We start from the raw sequence: 16,705 nt of genomic DNA, 5'->3' as shown, positions 1-16,705 counted from the left end.
GGAGAACGGCATGACGATCGGCGTTGGCGGCAGTACACCCGAGCAAGCACTCGCACGGCTGCGGAACATGCTCGAGGGCGTCGAGCCGATTGGGTTGAGCGAATACCAGGCGCGGATCGAGCGCGCACAGGCACGCATGTGTGAACTTGGCATCGACGCCATTTTCATCGGCGCAGGGAGCAATCTCGAGTATTTCAGCGGGGTGCGCTGGAGCCCGAGCGAGCGCCTGGTTGGTGCGTTGCTGCCCGCCGATGGTGCGCTGGAATACATCGCACCGGCGTTCGAGGAGGGCACCATCCGCGACTTCATGGTCGTAGACGGCCCGGTTCGCGGTTGGCAAGAACATGAAAGCCCGTACCGCCTGGTCTTCGACAGGCTGGCGAGCATGGGAATCAAGCCGAACGTCCATGCCCGACCAAGGATCGGCATCTGCCCGTCGCTTCCGTTCTTCATGTTCGACGGCCTGCGCCAGCTCGACCCGGGCTATGCCTTTGTCGATGCCGCTGCGGTCAGCGGTTATTGCCGCCAGCGTAAGTCGCCGCAGGAGATCGCGCTGATGCAGCGGGCCAAGCTGATGACGCTGGAAGTCCAGAAGGCCGCCGCGAGCATCCTCCACGAGGGCATCAGTACCGTCGAGGTTGCGGATTTCATCCAGCGTGCGCACCGAGCGGTGGGCGCGACGGGTTCGGTGTTCTGCATCGTGCTGTTTGGCGAGGCCAGTGCGTTTCCGCATGGGGTCAGTTACCCGCAACGCCTGAAGCAGGGCGATATGGTGCTCATCGACACCGGTTGCCGGGTGCACAGCTACCTGTCGGATATCACCCGCAGCTATGTGTTCGGCAAGCCCAGCGAGCGTCAGCGAACCCTCTGGGGTTTCGAGCAGGAGGCGCAGCTTGCCGCGTTTGCAGCGGCCCAGTTGGGCGTGCCGTGCGAGCAGGTGGACGAAGCGGCGCGCAGTTCGCTTGAAGCCTGCGGCCTTGGGCCGGGCTACACGCTGCCTGGCTTGCCTCACCGGACCGGTCACGGCATCGGCCTCGACATTCATGAAGGGCCGTATCTGGTGCGTGGGGACTACACACCGCTCGATGTCGGCATGTGCTTCAGTAATGAACCCATGATCTGCGTGCCGGGCGAGTTCGGCATCCGGCTGGAGGATCACTTCTACATGAGCGCGAGCGGCCCGCGCTGGTTTACTGAACCGAGTCCGAGCGTTGACGATCCGTTCGGCCTGGGCTGATCGCTCCGATAGCCCTAACTGCACCGGTAAACGAATGGCCGACTGTGCTTAGCGGCGCCAGCGGCCAGTGCCTAGAATGAAGGGCCAACCCTCTCTCGCCGGGCGCCCCGCATGCCATCACGTCCTTTTCCGTTGCTGTTGGTGGGTGCCTTCGCTGCGCTCTACCTCATCTGGGGCTCAACCTATTTCGTCATCCGCATCGGGGTCGAGTCCTGGCCGCCGATGCTGCTCGCTGGGCTGCGGTTCGTCATTGCCGGTAGCCTAATGTTCGCCTGGTTGCGGTGGCGCGGTGTGCCGGTACCGAGCGCGCGCCAATGGCGGTCTTGCACGCTTGTCGGTGTGCTGCTGCTGAGTTGTGGGAATGGCGGTGTGACAGTTGCGGAACACTACGGTGTGGCCTCGGCCGTGGCTGCGCTGGCGATCGCCACCGTGCCGCTGTTCGCGCTTCTGTTCGGCTTGATCTGGGGTCAGAAGACAACCGGGCTGGAGTGGGGCGGCATCGTGCTCGGCCTTACGGGGATCGGGCTGCTCAACCTCGGTCATAACCTGCAGGCGAGCCCGGCCGGTGCCGTGATAGTGCTGCTGGCCGCCGCGAGCTGGGCGCTCGGTTCGATGTGGAGCCGCCAGCTCGATCTGCCCGGCGGCGCCATGGCCAGCGCGGCGCAGATGCTTGCCGGTGGCGCGGTGCTGCTGATCGGCAGCGCGCTGAGCGGCGAGCGTCTCGAGCAGATGCCTACGCCGTCTGGCTGGGCGGCCCTGGCTTATCTGACGCTGCTCGGCTCCATCGTTGCGTTCAGTGCTTATCTCTACCTGCTCAAGCACGTCCGGCCGGCCGCGGCGACCAGCTATGCCTACGTCAACCCAGTAGTGGCTGTGCTGCTGGGTATCAGCTTCGCCGGTGAGCGTATCGGCCCGGTCGAATGGATAGCGATGATGGTCATCCTCAGCGCCGTCGTGCTGATCGGCTTGCCCAAGTGGCGTCGTCCCGCGCCGAACGTCGCGCCGCGTCAGGTGTGACCACAGACTTGTAAGTCAGTTGTATGATGAGTTCGCCATGCGCAGGGATTTACCGGTTCGCTCGTAGGTCATAGTCCTAAGCGCGCCACCGGCCTTGGCGACCACCATCCCGTTTCCTCAATGACAGGCGCACTCATGCCCGCTGCGAAAGAACCTGCTGCCAACGACACCTTTTTCATCCTTTCGCTGGTCGTGTTCAACTTCATTTCCTTCATATCCATTGGTATTCCGCTGGCGTCGCTACCCGGCTACGTGCATGAAACGCTGGGCTTCAGCACAGCCATCGCCGGTATCGTCATCGGCGCGCAATATCTCACCACGCTGCTATGTCGCCCCCTGGCCGGGCGCCTGGCGGACGAGCGCGGCGCAAAGCAGACCGTGCTGATCGGCATGGCATCCGGACTGGTCAGCGGCGCGCTGTTGCTGGTTTCGGCGCAGCTGGCTGACTGGCCCATGGCAAGCATCGGCGTGTTGCTAGCGAGCCGATTGATCCTGGGCTTTACCCAGAGCCTGATCGGTATTTCAGCGATCAGCTGGGGTATCTCCCGCCTCGGACCGCAGAGCACGGCACGGATGATTTCCTGGAACGGCATCGCGGCGTATGGCGGGGTTGGCATTGGCGCGCCGCTGGGCGTCTATCTGCAACAGTCTCTGGGGCTGTGGAGCCTAGGCGTGGCAACCATGGTGCTCGCGACTACTGGCCTGGCGCTGGCCTGGCGACGCGGCGACGCACCGCTCAACCCGGGCGCGCGCTTGCCGTTCGGCAAGGTTCTGTGGAAGGTCGCACCGCCAGGCATCAGCCTGGCACTGGCGACGATCGGCTACGGCACGCTTACTGCCTTTATCGCGTTGTACTACGACATGCGAGGGTGGGACGGCGCCGCGTGGTGCCTGACGGCCTTTGCCTTCGCCTTTATCGGCACGCGCTTGCTGTTCCCCAACCTGATCAATCGAGTAGGCGGCTACACAGTGGCCGTGGCCTGCCTGGTGATCGAGATCTTCGGGCTCGTCATGCTCTGGCTCGCCGAGGCGCCCAGCCTTGCACTGGCGGGCTCGGCATTGACCGGTTGCGGGCTGTCGCTGCTTTACCCGGCGCTGGGTGTGGGTGTGGTGTCACGCGTCGGGGTGGCGAACCGCAGCTCCGGGCTGAGCGTATTCGCGATGTTCTTCGATCTGGCCCTTGGCTTATCAGGTGCGATCATGGGTGCGCTGGCGACCTACATTGGCATGCAGAGCATTTTCCTAGGTGCCGGGGCGATGGCCGTGGTGGGGTTGTCGATCGTCTGGGCCTTGCTGCGGCAGGAGCGCAAGACCGAAGGGCAGGGCGCGTGAAGCGGGCGGTGCGCTAGGCGCGCACCGTGTTCGAGAGAGCCGCATCCAGCGAGGCGCGACGAGCAAGGGCCGCTGCGCTGGGCCGGTAGCTCCGGTGGTCACGCTGCTTCCACAGTTCCAATGGCGCTTTGAAGCTGTTATCCGATTGGCGGACCAGATTTTCCAGGGTCTTGCTGCTCATGCGGGGCCTCCAGTGCTCGGTCGAGTGACGTTCGTCATGATGGAGCCGCGTCCTTGCGCCAGCCGTCGTGGCTTTCCTGAGTTCGAGAATGGCTGCCTCTCGTTACAGCCTGTTGACATATCCAGGCGCCGGATGAACGGTCATGGGCGTCGCGGTTTCGGTTAAGTCGCAACCGCTGCGTTTCTTTCACAAGCGATTTTTCGGCAAGCGGCGTCATCGCCGTGCTTGGCGTTTCGTTGCTATTTAAATGCAACTATCTATAAACGGTCTTGATATCAAAATGGCCATGATCCGTTCATCGACCGATTGAAGGAAAGTTCGAACTCTCGGGCGGTATCTGCTTTCGGACATAGTGAGGCGGCTGCACCAAGCGTCGCATCTTTTAAGTACCATCAAGTAACTGGAGTAATCTCATGTCGAATGATAAGAGCGGAAATCCGGGTAACTTTGCAAACGACCGCGAGAAGGCCTCCGAAGCAGGACAAAAGGGCGGTCACAACAGCGGCGGCAACTTTGCCAACGATCCGCAACGCGCATCCGAAGCAGGCCAAAAAGGCGGCCAGAACAGCGGTGGCAACTTTGCCAATGATCCGCAGCGCGCTTCCGAAGCCGGCCAGAAAGGCGGCCAGAACAGTGGCGGGAACTTCGCTAACGATCGCGAAAAAGCATCGGAAGCCGGTCGCAAGGGTGGCGAGAATAGCCACGGCGGTGGCCGCAATTCGTAAGAGGTGATGCTATATAGCTAATCACTTGCGATATATAAAGCGGGGCCTGATGATTCGGGTCTCGCTTTTTTATGCGTGTAAATAGTTCATTGATTAATTGCCAATATTAATCGATTGCCCTTGATTACATTGATGCCTGTTAATAACGGTGCCCTCTGGCATTTCGCCTTTTGTGGATGACTAATTTCGCCCAGACAATGCATTCGTACGAGGTGTTTCGCTTGTTTCGCTGAACTCATCGTGACGAATGGGGCCGAAACAGACAGATACAAAAACACGACGAAGGGCATGGCTCAGATTTTCCCCCGTTCGGCTGACATGTGGCTGCGCTTGGCCTTGCTCATCTTGTTTGGTGGGATGGCTTGTCTGCTCGTGACGCTCATGGTGTTGGATCGTTCGGATTACAACAGCGGCAAGGGTTGGGTGGTGCGCCAACCGGTGCCCTTCAGCCATGAACACCACGCCGGGGCGCTCAAGATCGACTGCCGCTATTGCCACGACAGCGTCGAGGCGAGCGCTGTCGCCGGGCTGCCGCCGACCGATACCTGCATGACCTGCCATTCGCAGATCTGGACGGGCGCCGACATGCTCGCACCTGTCCGCCAGAGTCTGGTTGAGGGTAAACCGCTGCGCTGGAACCGCGTTACTGAGCTGCCGGATTACGTCTATTTCCGTCACAACGTCCACGTCAACGCAGGGGTGGGTTGCGAAACCTGCCATGGCCAGGTGGACACCATGCCGCTTATGTATCGCGCCGAGTCCTTTTCGATGAGTTGGTGCCTCGACTGCCATCAGGACCCAGCGCCACGGCTGCGTCCGCGTGATGCGGTGACCACCATGGGCTGGACCACCAAGCTCAATCGTCGCGCCGTCGGTGAGCAACTGATCAAGGAGCACCACATCGATACCCAGAACCTGACTCACTGCTACGTCTGTCATAGGTAGCCCATGGATCGTATGCCGCTCGACTACGCCGCCATCCGCCAGCGCCTCGAAAGCCAGCACGGCCCACGCTACTGGCGCAGCCTCGAGCAATTGGCGGACGAGCCGGAGTTCGCCGCATTCGTGGAAGCCGAATTTCCAGGCATCGCGCCAGAAATGGACCGACGGCGGTTCCTGCAACTCATGGGGGCCTCCATGGCGCTGGCCGGGTTGGCCGGTTGCGGGCAGGAACCGGAGCAAGGCGTGACTTATGTGAAGCAGCCCGAGCACATCATTGCCGGGCAAGCCCGTTGGTTCGCCAGCGCGGTGCCATTTGCCGGCTATGCGCAGCCAGTGCTAGGCCGGACGCACGTCGGCCGGCCAACCAAGCTCGAGGGCAACCCGGATCATCCCGTCAGCCAGGGCGCTGCGACGGCGTTTACCCAGGCGGCGATTCTTCAGCTCTACGATCCTGACCGTTCGCAGGCGCCTAAACATGAAGGGCATAGCAGTACCTGGAACGCATTCCAGCGCACGGCCATCGAGCAGGCGACGCGTGCCGATGCCGCTCAGGGGCGCGGTCTGCATGTGCTATTGGGTGCCAATAGTTCACCGACGCTACATCGCCAATTCGCCGTGATGCGCGAGCGCTGGCCGCAGGCGAAGCTCTATCGTTTCGAGCCCTGGGAGGGTGACGCCTATATGGCCGCCGAGCGGGCTACAGGCCGGGCGCTTGAAACGCACTACCATTTCGATCGCGCGGAGTGGGTCGTGAGCTTCGAGCACGACTGGCTTGGCTCGGGGCCGCGAGAGCTCTCGCAGGCAATGGCCTGGGGCGCTCGCAAACGTCGCGCCGCGGACGGTGAGGGCGAGGCGCGACTGGTCGTCGTTGAGTCCTTGTCTACCGTCACCGGCGCCAAGGCAGCCAACCGGCGGCGCGTCGAACCTGCTGAACTGCATGCTTATGTCCGGGGATTGGTGGCGGCTCTGGGCGGTGGTGCGGCACCAACGCTGCCAGACGACATTAGACAATGGGTCGACGAGCTCGCTGGGCAGTTGCAAGCGCGTCGGGGGCGGTGCCTGGTTACTGCTGGCGAATACGCGCCGCTGGATGTTCAGGCGGCTGTTCACTGGATCAACCAAACGCTCGGCAATATCGGCAAGACGCTGAGCTACAGCGAGCCTGTCACCTGGCTTGAAGTCGGCAGCGAGCGTCTGTCCGACCTAACCGAGCTGGTCGCCGCCATGCAGGCCGGGGACGTCGAGACGCTGCTGATGCTTGACTGCAATCCGGCGCATACCGCACCCGGCGACCTTGCGTTCACGGACGCCATGAGCCGAGTGCCGCTGCGCATTCACGCCGGCCTCTATTACGACGAAACGGCAGCACACAGCCATTGGCACCTGCCGCTGACGCACGCCTTGGACGGTTGGTATGACAGCCGGGCGGCGGATGGAAGCGTCTGCCTGATCCAGCCTCTGGTGCGGCCGTTCTATAGCAGCCGCACACTGGCTGAGGTGGTGGCGCTGATGATGGGTGAGCTGTCGCCGGATGCTCGCGCATTGGTTCGTCAGACCTGGTCAGCGCTCGATGACGATGCCTGGCGCAAGGCCCTCGAGCTCGGCTTCATCCAGGGCAGCGCATTTGCGCCCGTCGAAGCCAGGGCGCGCCTTCCAGAATGGGACGAAGAGCCGGCTGGCGGTGGGCTGAGTCTGCTGTTCAGGCCAGACCCGAGCGTGTGGGACGGCCGCTTCGCCAATCTCGGCTGGCTGCAGGAGCTGCCCAAGCCAATCAGCAAGCTCACTTGGGATAACGTCATTGGCCTCTCGCCCACACTGGCCGAGCGGGAGGGCATTGCAAGCGGAGATCGCGTGCATGTCACGCTTGGCCAACACCTGGTCGAAGGCCCGGCCTGGATCATGCCGGGCCAGGCTGATAACACGCTGAGCCTGTTTGGTGGCTACGGGCGCGACCGGGCTGGGCGCGTCGGTGACGGGCTGGGGTATGACTTGACGCCGCTTCGCAAGGCGGCAGAGCCCTGGTCGCGTTATGGTGCAAAGCTGACCCGGTTGGAAAGCCACACTCGCCTGGCATCAACCCAGCCGCATCATCTGCTGCATGGCAAGGAGCTGATCCGCAGCCATCCAAGAGCAGCAGCCTTCGAAGAGGTTGCCCCCAAAGCCGAGCCGGTCACGCTGTATCCGCCACCAAAGCGGGGCGATACCGCCTGGGGCATGGTCATCGATCTGGACCAGTGCATTGGCTGCAATGCCTGTGTGGTCGCATGCCAGGCGGAGAACAACATCCCCGTAGTCGGCAAGGAGCAAGTCGAGATGGGGCGCGGCATGCATTGGTTGCGCGTCGACCATTACTACGGCGGCGATCCCAGAGAGCCGACATCCGCGTTTCAGCCAGTGCCCTGCATGCACTGTGATCAGGCTCCGTGCGAAGTGGGGTGTCCCGTGAATGCAACGGTTCATGGACCGGATGGGCTGAACGAGCAGGTGTACAACCGCTGCATTGGCACGCGCACCTGCTCGTCGTACTGCCCGTACAAGGTGCGTCGCTTCAACTGGTTCGATCTCACCGAAGATGATCCGCCCTCGATCCAGCACCAGCGCAATCCCAACGTCACGGTGCGTTCGCGCGGGGTCATGGAAAAGTGCACCTACTGCGTGCAGCGCATCAGCGAAGCGCGAATCACCGCCCGTATCGAAGACCGTGACATCCGGGATGGCGAGGTCAAGACGGCCTGCCAGCAGACCTGCCCAACGCAAGCGATCGTGTTCGGCAACCTTGAAGATCCCCAGGCAGCGGTTAACCGCGAGCGCCATACCCGGCGCCATTACGCATTGCTCGAAGAGCTGAATACACGCCCGAAAACGACCTATCTGGGGCTGGTTGAGGAGCCGGCGGCATTACCCGGCGATGCAGAGCCCTTGCAGGTGCAATCGGCCAGGGGTGAGCGCGATGGCTGAGCGGCCGCACTTCTTGCCGGCCGGGATGCCGCTGGGCGCGGTATCCGAGCGGGTGCTCGATGTGCCGACCGGATTCGATCGTTACCGGCGGGCTTGGTGGATGCTATTCACTGTTAGCTGCCTGTTGCTGGGTCTTTTCGTCGCCGCGTCAGCTGTTGTGCTCTGGCGGGGTGTAGGCGTCTGGGGCAACAACATTCCGGTGAACTGGGGGTTCGCCATCCTCAACTACATGTGGTGGCTTGGTATCGGCCACGCAGGCACCTTTATTTCTGCCTTGCTGTTGCTGCTCAACCGCCCATGGCGAAACTCGCTCAACCGCCTCGCCGAGTTGATGACGCTCATGGCGGTGGTGTGCGCTGGCATTTATCCGATCCTGCATCTCGGGCGGCCCTGGCTGTTCTACTGGACAGCGCCATACCCCAACACCATGGAGCTGTGGCCGCAGTTCAAGAGCCCTACGGCCTGGGACTTCTTCGCCGTGCTGGGCTATCTCGCTGTCTCGGTACTGTTTCTCTACGTAGGCTCAATTCCTGACTTTGCCTCCGCACGAGACCGCGCGACCAAGCGGCACTACCAATTCTTCTATGGGCTGCTTGCGCTCGGCTGGCGTGGTGCGTCCTCGCATTGGAGCCACTGGCGCCGCACCTATCGGTTCATTGCGTTGCTGGCGGTCCCGCTGGTGTTCTCGGTGTCCAGTGGCTACTCGTTCCTGCTCGATCTTGCACCGGAAACGGGGTGGCACTCGACCGTATTCCCGCCTTACTTCGTCGCCGGTGCGGTGTTTTCCGGTTTCGCCATGGTGATCGTGATTGCGCTCGGGCTTAGGCGATTCTTCGGTTGGCATGAGCTGATTACCGACAGCCACCTGGACATGCTCGGGCTGCTGCTTCTAGCCACCAGCTGGATGACCAGCTACGGCTATTTCGTCGAGCCTTTCATCGCGTTCTATTCGGGAAAGGAGCACGAGATCCTGGTGACCATGAACCGAATCGCGGGGCCGACCGCCTGGAGCTTCTGGACCGCGATAGTGCTGAATCTGGTGGTGACGCAAGCGCTCTGGTGGCCGGCGGTGCGCCGTAATGGTCGGGCCATGCTGTTGATTTCGTTCGGTGTGCTGGTCGGCATGTGGTGCGAGCGCTACATGCTGATCATCCAGCCACCGACACGGGACTACCTCGTCTCCAGCTGGCATGAGTACAGCCCCTCGTTCTGGGACTGGGCACTGTTCATCGGTACCTTCGGCCTGTTTCTTGTGCCGTTCTCGCTGTTCATGCGGTTCCTCCCGATGATCTCCACGTTCGAGCTCAAGGAAGTGCTACATCGCCACCGTGGAGGCGACGATGAGTGAACGGCACTACGGCATGTTGGCCGACTTCACCAGTCCCGAGGCAATGCTCGACGCCGCGCGCGCCGCCCGTGCTGCGGGCTATCGGCGGATCGAAGCCTACAGCCCGTTCCCCGTCGAAGGCATCGAGCAGATGCTGGAGCACCGCAGTAACCGCGCGTACCTGTTGGGCATCGTCGGGGCATTGGTCGGTATCGCCATCGGGCTGGGCATGCAGGTGTATGCCAACCTCAGCTACCCGTTGGAGGTCGGTGGGCGACCACTGATCGCACTGCAGAGCTTCAGCGTCGTCACTTTTTTGCTGATGGTGGGCTTTGCCACGCTATTTGCGGTGTTCGGCCTGCTCTGGCTATGCCGGCTGCCGTTGCTCTGGCACCCACTGCATGATGCGCGCGCGTTCGAGCGCGCCACCGATGATCGTTTCTTGCTGTGCATTCGCGCCGACGACCCGCTGTACGACCGTACCGGCACGGCGCTCTGGCTGGCCGATCGCGCGGTGTCGGTCACCGAGGTGCCCGCATGATTCGCTGCCTTCTGCTCTGGGCGCTGCTGCTCAGCCTGGTCGGCTGTGACGACATGGCCAAACAGCCCCGTGCAGATGCACAAGAGGCCAGCATCTTTTTCCCAGACGGAAAGGTCAATCAGGTCCCGCCTGCGGGAACCGTGGCGCGGGGTGATCTGGCGCGAGCGTCCGTACTGGTCGAACGCCCGGCCTTGACCGTGCAACTCATGCAGCGCGGCCGCGAGCGTTTCGACATCTACTGCTCGCCGTGCCATGGGCTCGCCGGGGACGGCCAAGGCACTGTGGTCGCGCGCGGCTTTCCGCAGCCGCCGGACTTGACGGTGCCCAGGCTGGTGAACGCACCGGACCGGCATTTCATGGATGTGATCGCGCACGGCTACGGCCAGATGTACAGCTACGCGGCGCGCGTACAGCCAGCTGATCGTTGGGCCATCGTCGGTTATATCCGCGCGCTGCAGTTCAGCCGTCGAGCACCGCTGGATAGCCTGCCCGAGATCGATCGCAACACACTGGAGCAACTGCCGTGAGCGCGCGAAGACTGGCAGCGGTCGCCGCCGCGCTGGGTGCGCTCGTATGGTTGGGGTGTCTGCTGTTGGCCAGCCGGGAAACGGTGGCGGCAAGCCTGGCCAGCTTGCTGGGCATGGCCGGCATTCCGCTGGGTGGCCTGTGTCTTGGCCTAAGCGTGGCGATGGTCAGTGGCAATGCACGGGACCAATTATGGATGTGGTCGGTATTCACGGCGGGCGCCATGCCCATGCTGGCGCTCATCGCTCTGCCGGTGCTGGCGGGTGCTGGCGTGCTCTATGAGTGGGTTGGGCAGGAGGAGGGCGGCTTTCGCGGTTTCTGGCTTGCCTGGCCGAGCTTCGCGGTGCGCGGCGCGGTCTACCTGGCGCTGTGGTGGGCCTTGGCCCGATGGGTATTGCCGCTGAGTGTACGAAACCCTGCCGGGGCTGGCCTCGGCCTGATCGCCCTTGTGCTGAGCACAACATTGGCCTCGGTGGATTGGGCGATGTCGCTCGACCCGCATTTCAAATCCAGCCTCTTCGGCCTGGTCTGGTTCGGCCGGCTGATGCTTAGCGGTGTGGCGTTCTGTTGCCTGCTGGCGCTGGGGCTGGGCAGCGACCGCCTGGGTGACGGTAGGTCGGGCCGCGATAGGTCGGACCGTGATAGTTCGAACCGCGACAGGCCGGGCGTGCTGCGCGGAATGTTGGCCGCCGCGGCCTTGGCCTGGCTCTATCTGCATTTCATGCAATACCTGGTGATCTGGTACGGCAATTTCCCAGAGGAAATCCGCTGGTATCAGCATCGCGGCGAGGGCGTCGGGTTGTGGCTGACGTGGCTGCTCGGCGCCGGCCAATCGTTGGTGTTCATGCTGTTGCTCTGGCCATTTTCGCAGCGGCGCCGCGTTCTGACCGCCCTTGCAGCGGCCACGCTGGTGATGGGGCTGATAGAGGGTGCCTGGTTGAGCCTGCCGGGTTTGAACGCGCTACAGCTGCTACCGCTGGTGCTAGCGTTGGTCGCCGCCTGGGTGGCGGGGGCCGGCCTGCTGGCGCTGGCCTTGTTGCCGAGGAGGTTTCGATGAGCGTGCCGGTTGATCCGGCTTCGAAAGAAGACGGCTTCGAGCATCACGACGCCAACGTCAGGGTGCTGCTGATGATTGGCTTCGGCATCTTCGCGACCTTACTGGTGGCCGGCCTGGGCGTGGCGGGCCTGCTTTGGTGGTACGACCTGCAGCCGGACAAACCGGTTACCGCACTCGAGCGGCGAACCGAGGAACCGCCGGAACCGCGGCTGGAAAGCGATCCGCGGGCCGGTGGTAACCACGTCGCCGCGGCGGGGAGAGCGTTGATCGAACACTACGGCTGGGCCGATCGCGATGCCGGGTTCGCAAGGATTCCAGTCGATCGCGCCATCGTGCTGCTGGCGCAGCACGGGTGGCCTTCACAGGCGGAGCCTGACGCAGGCGAAACCGTCCCGCCACGGGAGCAGCAGGCTAGAGAGAGGGCAACGCCGTGATGCAACGCAGGCTCGCCCCGGTACGCCTCATCGCTGCCCTGTTGTTGGTGTGTGCGGCACTGTCCACTGCTGCGCCCGTCATGGCCGAGGCGCCTTTCGACCCCTTTGCCGCGGCTGGCATTGAGCAAAAGCCCGGTGCCCAGGTCCCGCTCGGGCTGCGCTTCGTCGACGCGAGCGGCGACCGCGTCGTGCTAGGGGACCTGCTCGGCCAGCGTCCGGTGATTCTCGCGCCGGTCTACTACCGCTGCCCGAATGTGTGCGGAGCGCAACTGGCGAGCCTGTTCAATCTCCTCTCGGCGCTTTCGTTCGAGCTGGGCAAGGACTATGAGGTGATCGCTTTCAGTATCGACCCGCGCGAAACCCCGGCTGATGCCGAGGCTGAGCGCGCCAAATTGCGAAAACGCTGGCCGCAGCTGGTGGATTCGCCTCATGTCCATTTCCTCAGCGAGGTCGCCCCGGCGTCCCAACCAGAGCCGAACCCCGCTCATCCGGCCGCCGGACGTGCGTTGGCCGAGGCGGTAGGCTTCGCCTACAGCTGGGATCCGGAGATCGGTGAGTTTGCCCACGCTTCGGCCATCGCCACGCTCAGCCCGGACGGCAAGCTGGTGCGCTGGCTCTACGGCCTCGGTTATCAACCCGACGACATGCGTTTGGCCCTGACGGACGCCGGTGAGGGCAAGGTCGGATCGCTGGGCGACCAGCTGCTGCTGCTCTGTTACCACTACAACCCGCGTACCGGCGGCTACGACAATCTGGTAATCGGCGCGCTGCAGGTCGGCGGCATCGGCACCACTCTGGCGCTGGGCGGCTTCATCGGTTTCACCCTTTGGCGTGAGCGGCGCAAGCGGGAGGGTGACGCGTGAACGAGACATTCATCCGTTTCTGGCCCGAAACGGCCTCGCGCTATGCGAGCAATGTCGACTGGCTGGTCTTCGCCTTCACCGGAATGATGATGTTCTTCGTGGTGCCGGTGTTCGTGCTGCTGGTGCTTTTCGCGTTTCGCTATCGCCAGGGCACAAAGGTGCCACGCGACCATCGCCCGCGCGGCAGCATGAAGGTCGAGATGACGTGGATCGCGTTGCCCTTCGTTGGCGCGATGGCCATCTACCTGGTGTCGGCCAGGCTTTACTACGAAGTGCGGACCCCTCCGGCGGATGCGATGGAAATCCAGGTCGTGGGCAAGCAATGGATGTGGAAATTCCAGCATCCCGGCGGGCAGCGCGAGATCAATACGCTGCACGTTCCGGTTGATCAGCCAATCAAGCTCAACATGATCTCTCAGGACGTCATTCACAGCCTTTACTTCCCGGCGCTACGGGTAAAGCAGGACCTGCTGCCGGGGCGCTACACCCAGCTCTGGTTCAAGGCCACCAAGACGGGGCGCTACCAGGCGTACTGCGCCGAATACTGCGGCACCGACCATTCGCGCATGCTCGCGGACCTGGTGATTCTGCCCGCGCAGGAATACGCGGCATGGCTGGAGCAGGCCGGCACGTCCGAAAGCCTGGCCGACCAGGGCGGCGCACTGTTCCGGCAGTTCGGTTGCAGCGGTTGTCACGGCGAGGCCAACGTTGCCCACGCACCCAATCTGAACGGCCTCTATGGCCGACGGGTCGCGCTGGAGAACGGCGACTCGGTACTGGCGGACGACGGTTATATCCGCGACAGCATCCTGTTGCCCAACAAGCACATCGTGGCCGGCTTCGAGCCGATCATGCCGAGCTTCGACAACGTATTGGATGAAGAAGCAGTGCTGCGCCTGACGGCTTATATCAAGTCCCTCGGGCATATCGGCGAAGGAGGGGAAGATGGCTCCGACCCGCCTTGAACCGACACCACCCGCACCTGGCTCGCCTCGGCAAAGGAGTTACACCCGTTGAGCGAAAAGAATACCGCCGCAAATCAGCGCCCCAGCTATCTGGCCGACGAGCATGGGCTGCGCACCTGGTTCATGACCACCGATCACAAGCGCATCGGGATCATGTACCTGATCGCCGTCACAGCGTTTTTCTTTCTTGGTGGGCTGGCTGCCAGTGCAATCCGCATCGAGCTGATCACGCCCGAAGGCGACCTGCTGACCGCCGATGGCTACAACCGCGCCTTCACCCTGCATGGCGTGGTGATGGTGTGGTTCTTCCTGATCCCGTCGATCCCGGCGGTGTTCGGCAATTTCCTCATTCCGATCATGATCGGCGCGAAGGACATGGCCTTTCCCAAACTGAACCTCTTCAGCTGGTATCTGCTGGTGGGCGGCGGGGCGTTTACGATCTTTGCGCTGCTGGCCGGCGGGGTGGATACCGGGTGGACGTTCTATACACCGCTGTCGACGATGTTCAGCAACGGCCACGTAGTGGCGGTGATCCTCGGGGTGTTCATCACCGGGTTCTCCTCGATCCTCACGGGGCTGAACATCATCGTCACTATCCACACCCTGCGTGCACCGGGCATGACCTGGTTTCGCATGCCGCTGTTCTGCTGGTCGCTGTACGCCACCTCGGTGATTCTGGTGCTGGCTACGCCGGTGCTGGCGATCACGCTGATCCTCGTTGCCGCCGAGCATCTGTTCCACATCGGTGTGTTCGACCCGGCGTTGGGTGGCGATCCGTTGCTGTTTCAGCACCTGTTCTGGTTCTACAGCCACCCGGCGGTGTACATCATGATCCTGCCGGCCATGGGCGTGATGAGTGAGCTGGTCACTGCCGCCGCGCACAAGCGCATCTTCGGCTACAGCTTCGTCGCCTATTCGAGCCTGGCGATCGCGGTGATCGGCTTCATGGTCTGGGGGCACCATATGTTCGTCGCGGGCCAGTCGATGTACGCGAGCATGGTGTTTTCACTGCTCAGCTTTCTGGTCGCCATTCCTTCGGCGATCAAGGTCTACAACTGGACTGCGACGCTTTACAAAAGCAACCTGACCATCAATGCGCCGTTCCTTTATGCGGTGACCTTCATCGGTCTGTTCGTGGTAGGCGGCGTGACGGGCCTGTTCCTGGCGCTGCTGGCGGCCGACGTGCACGTGCACGACACCTATTTCGTGGTCGCGCACTTCCACTACATCATGGTCGGCGCTGCAGTGGCGGGCTTCTTCGGCGCGCTGCATTTCTGGTGGCCGAAGATGACCGGGCGGATGTATTCGCAGCTGTGGGGCAAGATCGCCGCGGTGATGATCTTCCTCGGGTTCAACCTGACCTTCTTCCCGCAATTCCTGCTCGGTTACCTGGGCATGCCGCGGCGCTACCACAGCTACGGCGAGGATTTTCAGTTCCTCCACGTGTTGTCCTCTGCCGGCGCGGGGATTCTCGCAGTGGCCTACATTCTTCCGTTCTTCTATCTGATCTGGTCGCTGCGCTATGGGCCGGTCGCCGATGATGATCCCTGGGACGCCGCTGGGCTCGAGTGGCGCACATCCTCGCCGCCGCCGACGCACAATTTCGTCGAAACACCGATCGTCGATTTCGAAGCCTACGAATATCCGCCCGAGGCGACTCATGGCCGTTCGTAAGGGATACCTCGCCGAGCAGTTCAGTACTGCCTCGCAGCAGCGCGAGGCGACCTACCTGGGCATGTGGCTGTTCCTGGCCACGGAAATCATGATGTTCGGCGCCTTGTTTCTGGTGATCGGTTACTACCGGCTGCAATATCCAGCGCCGGTCGCGGAGGCGGTGCATCACTTGCATTTCGTCCTGGCGGGCTTCAACAGCGCGCTGCTGCTTACCGCCAGCCTGTGCATGAGCCTGGTAGTCAGGGCGTCGCGTCAGGAATACCACCAGCATGTGCAGCGGTGGTTGGTGCTAGCCGCTTTGCTGGGTTTGGGCTTTCTGGGTCTGAAGGGCTTCGAATATGCCTGGGAGTACAGCGAAGGGTTGCTTCCCGGCTCGCCGAACGAGTCACCGCTCAAGGACCCGGCGTCGCGCTTGTACATGGCGATCTACCTGTTCTCCACGGGCCTGCACGCCGTGCATGTGTCGATTGCCGTCGTGCTGGCGCTTGGCATGGCCGTGCGTATTCACCTTGGCCACATGAAGCTGCCGGAGCGCGCGATTACGCTGGAGATGGTCGGCCTCTACTGGCATCTCGTCGATGTCATCTGGATTCTGCTCTACCCAGCGCTGTATCTGTTCGGGAGACCGGCATGACCGTTCGCAACCTCTTGCTGACGTACCTCGGCCTGATGCTGTTGCTGGCAGTCAACGTGCTCGTCGCCTGGCTACTACCGGGTTGGTCCCGTTGGGCCTTGCTCGGTGCCGCGGGCCAGGCGGGCCTGGTGATCTTCGGCTTCATGCAGCTTGGCCAGCATTCCGCGTTGATGCGCTTCTTCGCCCTTGGCGCGGGATTTTGGCTGCTGTTCATGTTCACCTTGACGCTCGTCGATCTGCTCACCCGCGAAGCGGGGTACTGACCCTGCGCCGAACCCTCTCGCCAAAGCCGA

At 62.7% G+C, this 16,705-nt stretch carries 17 protein-coding genes; 16 read left to right on the top strand and 1 reads right to left on the bottom strand.

Going from position 1 to position 16,705, the window contains the following annotated elements:
• Positions 1–10 precede the first annotated feature (10 nt).
• From M1D78_RS12135 to M1D78_RS12125, 3 genes are all read left to right on the top strand, one after another.
• Complete coding sequence (locus M1D78_RS12135; RefSeq protein ID WP_437422762.1) at positions 11–1,237, top strand: M24 family metallopeptidase; 1,227 nt, start codon at positions 11–13, stop codon at positions 1,235–1,237.
• A 111-nt stretch (positions 1,238–1,348) separates the two neighbouring features.
• Entirely contained in the window at positions 1,349–2,254 is a 906-nt protein-coding gene (yedA, locus tag M1D78_RS12130; protein WP_437422763.1) for a drug/metabolite exporter YedA, read from the top strand.
• A gap of 135 nt (positions 2,255–2,389) precedes the next feature.
• Entirely contained in the window at positions 2,390–3,586 is a 1,197-nt protein-coding gene (locus M1D78_RS12125; RefSeq protein ID WP_437422764.1) for an MFS transporter, read from the top strand.
• Between the two features lie 13 nt (positions 3,587–3,599).
• On the opposite strand, the gene M1D78_RS12120 is transcribed toward M1D78_RS12125, so the two are convergent.
• Positions 3,600–3,767: a hypothetical protein gene (locus M1D78_RS12120; RefSeq protein ID WP_437422765.1), complete on the bottom strand. Its 168-nt coding sequence runs from the start codon at positions 3,765–3,767 to the stop codon at positions 3,600–3,602.
• 413 nt (positions 3,768–4,180) lie between these two features.
• Here M1D78_RS12120 and M1D78_RS12115 point away from each other — a divergent pair, with 413 nt between their 5' ends.
• The 13 genes from M1D78_RS12115 to M1D78_RS12055 all read left to right on the top strand — a co-directional run bounded on the left by M1D78_RS12115 (position 4,181) and on the right by M1D78_RS12055 (position 16,675).
• A complete protein-coding gene (locus M1D78_RS12115; protein WP_437422766.1) occupies positions 4,181–4,492 on the top strand; it encodes a con-10 family general stress protein in 312 nt (103 codons plus the stop codon).
• 288 nt (positions 4,493–4,780) lie between these two features.
• Entirely contained in the window at positions 4,781–5,437 is a 657-nt protein-coding gene (locus M1D78_RS12110) for a cytochrome c3 family protein (protein WP_437422767.1), read from the top strand.
• A 3-nt stretch (positions 5,438–5,440) separates the two neighbouring features.
• Positions 5,441–8,392, top strand: coding sequence for a TAT-variant-translocated molybdopterin oxidoreductase (locus tag M1D78_RS12105; protein ID WP_437422768.1), 2,952 nt, complete (start codon positions 5,441–5,443; stop codon positions 8,390–8,392).
• Positions 8,385–9,740, top strand: a complete 1,356-nt coding sequence (gene nrfD, locus M1D78_RS12100; RefSeq protein ID WP_437422769.1) for an NrfD/PsrC family molybdoenzyme membrane anchor subunit — start codon at positions 8,385–8,387, stop codon at positions 9,738–9,740. Before M1D78_RS12105 ends, nrfD begins: the two co-directional genes overlap by 8 nt.
• Positions 9,733–10,260: a DUF3341 domain-containing protein gene (locus M1D78_RS12095; protein WP_437422770.1), complete on the top strand. Its 528-nt coding sequence runs from the start codon at positions 9,733–9,735 to the stop codon at positions 10,258–10,260. The genes nrfD and M1D78_RS12095 overlap by 8 nt, the downstream gene beginning before the upstream one ends.
• Positions 10,257–10,787 (top strand): c-type cytochrome, encoded by a 531-nt coding sequence (locus M1D78_RS12090; protein ID WP_437422771.1) that lies wholly within the window; start codon positions 10,257–10,259, stop codon positions 10,785–10,787. The genes M1D78_RS12095 and M1D78_RS12090 overlap by 4 nt, the downstream gene beginning before the upstream one ends.
• Positions 10,784–11,842, top strand: a complete 1,059-nt coding sequence (locus M1D78_RS12085; RefSeq protein ID WP_437422772.1) for a hypothetical protein — start codon at positions 10,784–10,786, stop codon at positions 11,840–11,842. Before M1D78_RS12090 ends, M1D78_RS12085 begins: the two co-directional genes overlap by 4 nt.
• Positions 11,839–12,276: a hypothetical protein gene (locus M1D78_RS12080; protein ID WP_437422773.1), complete on the top strand. Its 438-nt coding sequence runs from the start codon at positions 11,839–11,841 to the stop codon at positions 12,274–12,276. The genes M1D78_RS12085 and M1D78_RS12080 overlap by 4 nt, the downstream gene beginning before the upstream one ends.
• On the top strand, positions 12,276–13,139 hold the full coding sequence (locus tag M1D78_RS12075; protein WP_437422774.1) for an SCO family protein: 864 nt from the start codon (positions 12,276–12,278) through the stop codon (positions 13,137–13,139). The genes M1D78_RS12080 and M1D78_RS12075 overlap by 1 nt, the downstream gene beginning before the upstream one ends.
• A complete protein-coding gene (coxB, locus tag M1D78_RS12070) occupies positions 13,136–14,104 on the top strand; it encodes a cytochrome c oxidase subunit II (protein WP_437422775.1) in 969 nt (322 codons plus the stop codon). The genes M1D78_RS12075 and coxB overlap by 4 nt, the downstream gene beginning before the upstream one ends.
• 48 nt (positions 14,105–14,152) lie before the next feature.
• Positions 14,153–15,778, top strand: a complete 1,626-nt coding sequence (locus M1D78_RS12065) for a cytochrome c oxidase subunit I (protein ID WP_437422776.1) — start codon at positions 14,153–14,155, stop codon at positions 15,776–15,778.
• On the top strand, positions 15,765–16,412 hold the full coding sequence (locus tag M1D78_RS12060; protein ID WP_437422777.1) for a cytochrome c oxidase subunit 3: 648 nt from the start codon (positions 15,765–15,767) through the stop codon (positions 16,410–16,412). The genes M1D78_RS12065 and M1D78_RS12060 overlap by 14 nt, the downstream gene beginning before the upstream one ends.
• Positions 16,409–16,675 (top strand): hypothetical protein, encoded by a 267-nt coding sequence (locus M1D78_RS12055; protein WP_437422778.1) that lies wholly within the window; start codon positions 16,409–16,411, stop codon positions 16,673–16,675. Before M1D78_RS12060 ends, M1D78_RS12055 begins: the two co-directional genes overlap by 4 nt.
• Positions 16,676–16,705: the final 30 nt, after the last annotated feature.

The organism is Pseudomonas sp. SA195 (assembly GCF_054131565.1).
The sequence above is the reverse complement of the archived record's forward strand: the minus strand, read 5'-3'. Positions and strand labels throughout refer to the sequence as shown.

Bases quoted from the DNA above. Each gene is read 5' to 3' on its own strand.
- M1D78_RS12135 (WP_437422762.1), top strand. From the start codon at position 11: ATGACGATCGGCGTTGGCGGCAGTACACCCGAGCAAGCACTCGCACGG.
- yedA (WP_437422763.1), top strand. From the start codon at position 1,349: ATGCCATCACGTCCTTTTCCGTTGCTGTTGGTGGGTGCCTTCGCTGCG.
- M1D78_RS12125 (WP_437422764.1), top strand. From the start codon at position 2,390: ATGCCCGCTGCGAAAGAACCTGCTGCCAACGACACCTTTTTCATCCTT.
- M1D78_RS12120 (WP_437422765.1), bottom strand. From the start codon at position 3,767: ATGAGCAGCAAGACCCTGGAAAATCTGGTCCGCCAATCGGATAACAGC.
- M1D78_RS12115 (WP_437422766.1), top strand. From the start codon at position 4,181: ATGTCGAATGATAAGAGCGGAAATCCGGGTAACTTTGCAAACGACCGC.
- M1D78_RS12110 (WP_437422767.1), top strand. From the start codon at position 4,781: ATGGCTCAGATTTTCCCCCGTTCGGCTGACATGTGGCTGCGCTTGGCC.
- M1D78_RS12105 (WP_437422768.1), top strand. From the start codon at position 5,441: ATGGATCGTATGCCGCTCGACTACGCCGCCATCCGCCAGCGCCTCGAA.
- nrfD (WP_437422769.1), top strand. From the start codon at position 8,385: ATGGCTGAGCGGCCGCACTTCTTGCCGGCCGGGATGCCGCTGGGCGCG.
- M1D78_RS12095 (WP_437422770.1), top strand. From the start codon at position 9,733: ATGAGTGAACGGCACTACGGCATGTTGGCCGACTTCACCAGTCCCGAG.
- M1D78_RS12090 (WP_437422771.1), top strand. From the start codon at position 10,257: ATGATTCGCTGCCTTCTGCTCTGGGCGCTGCTGCTCAGCCTGGTCGGC.
- M1D78_RS12080 (WP_437422773.1), top strand. From the start codon at position 11,839: ATGAGCGTGCCGGTTGATCCGGCTTCGAAAGAAGACGGCTTCGAGCAT.
- M1D78_RS12075 (WP_437422774.1), top strand. From the start codon at position 12,276: ATGCAACGCAGGCTCGCCCCGGTACGCCTCATCGCTGCCCTGTTGTTG.
- M1D78_RS12060 (WP_437422777.1), top strand. From the start codon at position 15,765: ATGGCCGTTCGTAAGGGATACCTCGCCGAGCAGTTCAGTACTGCCTCG.
- M1D78_RS12055 (WP_437422778.1), top strand. From the start codon at position 16,409: ATGACCGTTCGCAACCTCTTGCTGACGTACCTCGGCCTGATGCTGTTG.